The sequence below is a fragment of the Pradoshia sp. genome (assembly GCF_051873915.1).
Classification (GTDB): domain Bacteria; phylum Bacillota; class Bacilli; order Bacillales; family Pradoshiaceae; genus Pradoshia.
The window spans coordinates 1-4447 of the sequence record NZ_JBJEFJ010000208.1 but is presented as its reverse complement, the minus strand read 5'-3'; the positions used below and the strand labels follow the sequence as shown (position 1 = coordinate 4447).

The following is a 4447-nucleotide window of genomic DNA, read 5'->3' as shown; positions in this document are numbered from 1 at the left end:
ATAAAATCTGGGCTCTTATTTAAGAAAACTCTATACCATTGTTCGCCTTCTTTAATATCTGATACTCGAACTTGATAAGTCATTTCAAAGATCATAGAAAAAACCTCCAAATAAACAATATATTCTAACTATTCAATTCGACAGAGGGCTTTCCCTCTTCTACAAGCTGCCGCGTTTCTCCATTTACGTATCTACATAAAAGGGCATTAACCCTTCTTGGATTAATGCCACCATTTGATTAAGTACATTTCAAATCAATAGATATTTTATTCAATCCCACTTAGAGTTCTTTTCTATAACCAATCAAAACATATGCACTTAGACATATCTGAATAACACTTAAAATCAAAAACGGCGTTGTTACGATATATGTTTCTTGCACTAGCATATACTGGAGAATCAAGCCAAAAAAGAAAAGGGCACCCATTATCATCGAAATATACCACGAACTATTCCCCCTGCTTACAAAGCTAAATAAAGAAGCTATGATATTACCTAGTCCGAATATGACAATGGCAAGAATACCAGGCATAACCCAACTATCGAAAGGAAGGTTAGTTGCCCAGCTTTCTGGGTATTGCTCGGCAAAGATTCCGTAGTTTGAGCGGACCATTTGAATGCCGCAATAAATGGCGCCTAATGCCAAAAGTAAATCATAAATGCTCAACATTCTTGCTCTTGTTGTTTGCATCATTTCCCCCCCATCGTTCATAATATTTGTTCAAATACCTTCATATTAGTTATTAATTCTTTCTACGAGTCTTTTATTCCTTCTTTTGATTAACTCCCCTTAGTTGAAGAAGCCATACTCCATTCAATGCACCGCTAAATGGATGCATAAGCAACAATCAGTGCGAAAACAGCTAAAAAAACTGAACCTGCTTTATTCCAGGTTCAGCCCTTTATACTCTATTCCGCTTCTATCGCTAAAGCTGTAACGGGCGCAAATCCCTTTGTCTTCCGGAAATGCATGTGGTGAGGGAAATTCACCATGGCATCTGAACAATCAATTAAATCTAAATTCAACTTGCCAATCGTCTCCCGATCAATGATGACAGATAGGATGCATTCACGCTTCATATGGCCGGTTTCCGTATACAGCATCTCGTCATAAGCATGAACAACCACCTTCTCAAGGGGCAAGAGTGCAAACAAATCACGCGCGATGCGGATGACACTGCTGCACACATAATCCTGCTGGAGCTCATAATAGCGCGTCTTTGTCAAAGCCTTCTCAGACACCTTCCCTGTCTTCGTCAGCTTTTTCTCCTTCAGCGGTACCATCTCCTCAGAATGTACATCGAACTGGACTTCCATATAGGATGGGTCATCGGTCGAGAATTCAAATCCGCTCCCGAATTCAGTCAAGTCTCCGAGCGGGTCCATCTCCTGAATAGCACGGAAATAGGCATCAATGTCCCCGGCTAAAATATCGTTCGAAAGAGTCGTTAGCTCTGCCCAATTCTGATAGGCAGAATCATCCTCTTCCTTTCCCTTTGTTACAGCAAGCTCGAGCTTCTGGCGCTTCAATAATTGGCGCCCCTTAAAGATTCGCTCCAACCCTGTCGGCTGATATGCCTCAAGCGCTTGCCTTGCCTCTTTCTCCTTCGGGCCTGCCTGTCCAGCTTGGAATGGCGGTTCCGCTTTCGCTAAATACGCCCAATCCACTGGTTCATCAGCCTCTTTATGGATGCTCTTCAATAGCTCCACTTGGTTTTCATACATGTCCACTTCTAATTGGGCAAGCTCAAGCTGTTCCATTTTCTCTCTTTCGCGTTCTGCCCGCTGCAGTGCTTGACGCTGCTGATAAGCACTTGACTTAGCCCGGCTGCCTCCGCTCTTTGTGCTTGTATAGTAAAGACCTGACCCTGGAATACCAGCACTTGCTGTCCTCCGCCCGCTCGTATTGACAGAATAGCGGACCCCCTTGCCGCCAATACTGAGCCCTGCGCTCTTCTTACCGACATTAATGCGTACTCCTGGAGCAATCTTGAAGCTTTTTCTGAAACGTAACCCCATGTCTGCTTCTCCCCCTTCCCTTCGTTCACCTTTTTTCTTTATCTTGGCGATCATATGTCGTATTTTGTCGACTATAAAAAGACCTGGTCTTTTCGATTAATGAATGAACCCATTCAAATATTGATACAGATCGGAAAGCTCTTCCTCTTTCGCCACAATGCAGTTTGGATATTGCTTAATTTCTGCTACATTGGAGATTTTGAAATCATTCGGAGTCGGAAGTCCGGAGGCACAAATGATTAAATAATCTGCGTAATGAATCAGCCCTGTCACAGCAGACATTTTGATGGTCATCTGACCCATCGCTCTCCCTGCAAATAATCCCTTCATAGCACTCTTTCCGCTCGTTCTTTCAATAATAATCTTGCTTTCATCCACCATCACTCTTGTTCCCGATTTCAAATCAAATTGCTTCATGTCTTCTGTCTCCCTTCATGTTCATTCTCGATGGAATAATAGGGCGCTTTCTTTATTTAATAAATATGGACGACAATAGCCAACTGTATCGGAAAGGGGAAGCACCTCCGGATGTAACCGGATATGAAGCTCCTTTTCGATATAGTCTCTTCTTTTCAAGATTCTCTCCCATAATTCCGGACTGTTCTCCCGAATTTCTTCACGCAGCTGCTCGTCTGCCAGAGCAATCCCAGTTTCAGCGCTCGCGCCTGCGTATCCTTGTACAGATGGAATAATGTCAATTTGCAGAAGCATTCCGCTCTTCAGCTCCGTGCTCGATTGTGGATAAACTGGGGATGACAGCCACTCTTCATCAGCCGTTAGATGGCCTGGATTCAAATGCCAATGGTAATCCTCCTTCGGCAGTACCTCTTCAATGATTTCATAAAGCTCGCCGCCCTTCATACCAATCTTGATTTGTTCAAGCCAGGCAACAACAGCCGCATAGTATGGAATCGCCGCTCGCTCAAGATAATCTTGAACATCCGCCGGAAGCTCCTCCGTGTTATTCACAACATATCCCGACCTGCTGGCCAATCCACCCTTAAAGCCCGTTGTAGCAGAAAACTTATCCCCAAGCTGGACCGCCTTATTCCGCGGATAAATGACTGCGTTCGTGAACCGGTCCCCCGTTGCACAGATAGCCGTCACATTATGCGGCTGACCGAATGCCGACAAGGAGGAGGCGAGTTCCATTTCCGTCTTTCCAATCTCCACTTGATTCAATACATCCAGTACACAATCAGAAGCAAGACTTGAGCCATATTCATAATGCTCGATTTCGTTGGCATTATTGGTTGTTCTAATTCCGCCATTCTCCCCCATGAACAGGGTGCTTGCATTCATGGCCTCACCGCCATGCTCTTTCGCAAGTCTTTGGAGGATATCTACGATGAAATAGGGAACATCAAATAATTGGCGATTGTCCTCAAAATGGCTCGTAAATACCTTCCAGCCAATAATCCCGATTGTTTTCCCGCGAAAATCAATTGCATCACTTATGATGTCTCTCAAACTGCGGTCATTCTCCATCGGCTGATTTGGCAATGAAAAATACGGAACATGAACAAGCTGAGCCTTCATGCGAGAATGAGGAGCCATCTTTACGTTTTCATTCCCAAGGAATAGGATTGCCTCTCCAGTAGAGGCAATCGCAAGCATAGCCTCCTCAAAACGGGGAATAAATCCCGTCAAATACTCAAAGTTTGCCCCATGCTCCCGGTCTGCATAGACAAATACAAGATCAACCCCATTATCCTTCATTGCTTGGAGCAGCTTGTTCTTTCTTTCACGAAAAGTTTCATCCGAAAGAATCGCCGGACGGTTATTGAAAACAGGTTCTAGATATCGAACCTTCCTTAATGAAAAATTCTTATGATGATAGATTTCTTTTAGACTCTTCATGAACAGCTTCCTCTCTAGTAACACTATTCTATAAATCATTTTAATATAGTTATCACACATACAAAAGGAAGATTAATTCTAAAAGTGTGCGCTAGGTCACATGATTTCATCGTGAACTAGCTTATAGTAATCAAAGGAAAACTATCCTATTCTACATTCAATTTATTCTCATAGATAAACCTATACGAAAGGAGCGTAAGAGGATGGAGACCTTAACGAAGGAACAAATTCTTGAAGAACTAGAAGATGTCATGGACCCAGAGCTTGGAGTTGATATTGTCAATCTCGGCCTCGTCTATGACGTGGAACTCATCCAGCCGCACAGCGTCAAAATCACCATGACCATGACCTCCATGGGCTGCCCAATGGCCGGACGGATTGTCGCCGATGTCAAAGAAGTATTGCTGCTTAATCTGCCGATGATCAAAGACGTTCAAGTGGATATTGTGTGGAGCCCTCCTTGGTCTAAGGAACGCATGTCTCGATTGGCGAAGCTTGCCTTAGGGGTTCATGGGTGAGGTAAGTCTTTACGTGTGAAAAAGCCCTGAATAATAACTATTCAGGGCTT

The 4447-nt window shown here is 43.7% G+C and carries 5 protein-coding genes; 1 reads left to right on the top strand and 4 read right to left on the bottom strand.

Annotated elements, in window-relative coordinates:
- Nucleotides 1–280: 280 nt before the first annotated feature.
- The 4 genes from ACI35L_RS17830 to ACI35L_RS17815 all read right to left on the bottom strand — a co-directional run bounded on the left by ACI35L_RS17830 (nucleotide 281) and on the right by ACI35L_RS17815 (nucleotide 3879).
- Nucleotides 281–694 carry a hypothetical protein gene (locus tag ACI35L_RS17830; protein ID WP_439803471.1) on the bottom strand — a complete coding sequence of 138 codons (414 nt, stop codon included), beginning with the start codon at nucleotides 692–694 and terminating at the stop codon, nucleotides 281–283.
- A 215-nt stretch (nucleotides 695–909) separates the two neighbouring features.
- Nucleotides 910–2019, bottom strand: a complete 1110-nt coding sequence (locus ACI35L_RS17825; RefSeq protein WP_439803470.1) for a DUF4236 domain-containing protein — start codon at nucleotides 2017–2019, stop codon at nucleotides 910–912.
- Nucleotides 2020–2115: 96 nt separating this feature from the next.
- Complete coding sequence (locus ACI35L_RS17820) at nucleotides 2116–2436, bottom strand: hypothetical protein (RefSeq protein WP_439803469.1); 321 nt, start codon at nucleotides 2434–2436, stop codon at nucleotides 2116–2118.
- 21 nt (nucleotides 2437–2457) lie between these two features.
- Nucleotides 2458–3879, bottom strand: a complete 1422-nt coding sequence (locus ACI35L_RS17815) for a M24 family metallopeptidase (protein WP_439803468.1) — start codon at nucleotides 3877–3879, stop codon at nucleotides 2458–2460.
- A 203-nt stretch (nucleotides 3880–4082) separates the two neighbouring features.
- Here ACI35L_RS17815 and ACI35L_RS17810 point away from each other — a divergent pair, with 203 nt between their 5' ends.
- A complete protein-coding gene (locus ACI35L_RS17810) occupies nucleotides 4083–4397 on the top strand; it encodes a metal-sulfur cluster assembly factor (protein ID WP_439803467.1) in 315 nt (104 codons plus the stop codon).
- Nucleotides 4398–4447: the final 50 nt, after the last annotated feature.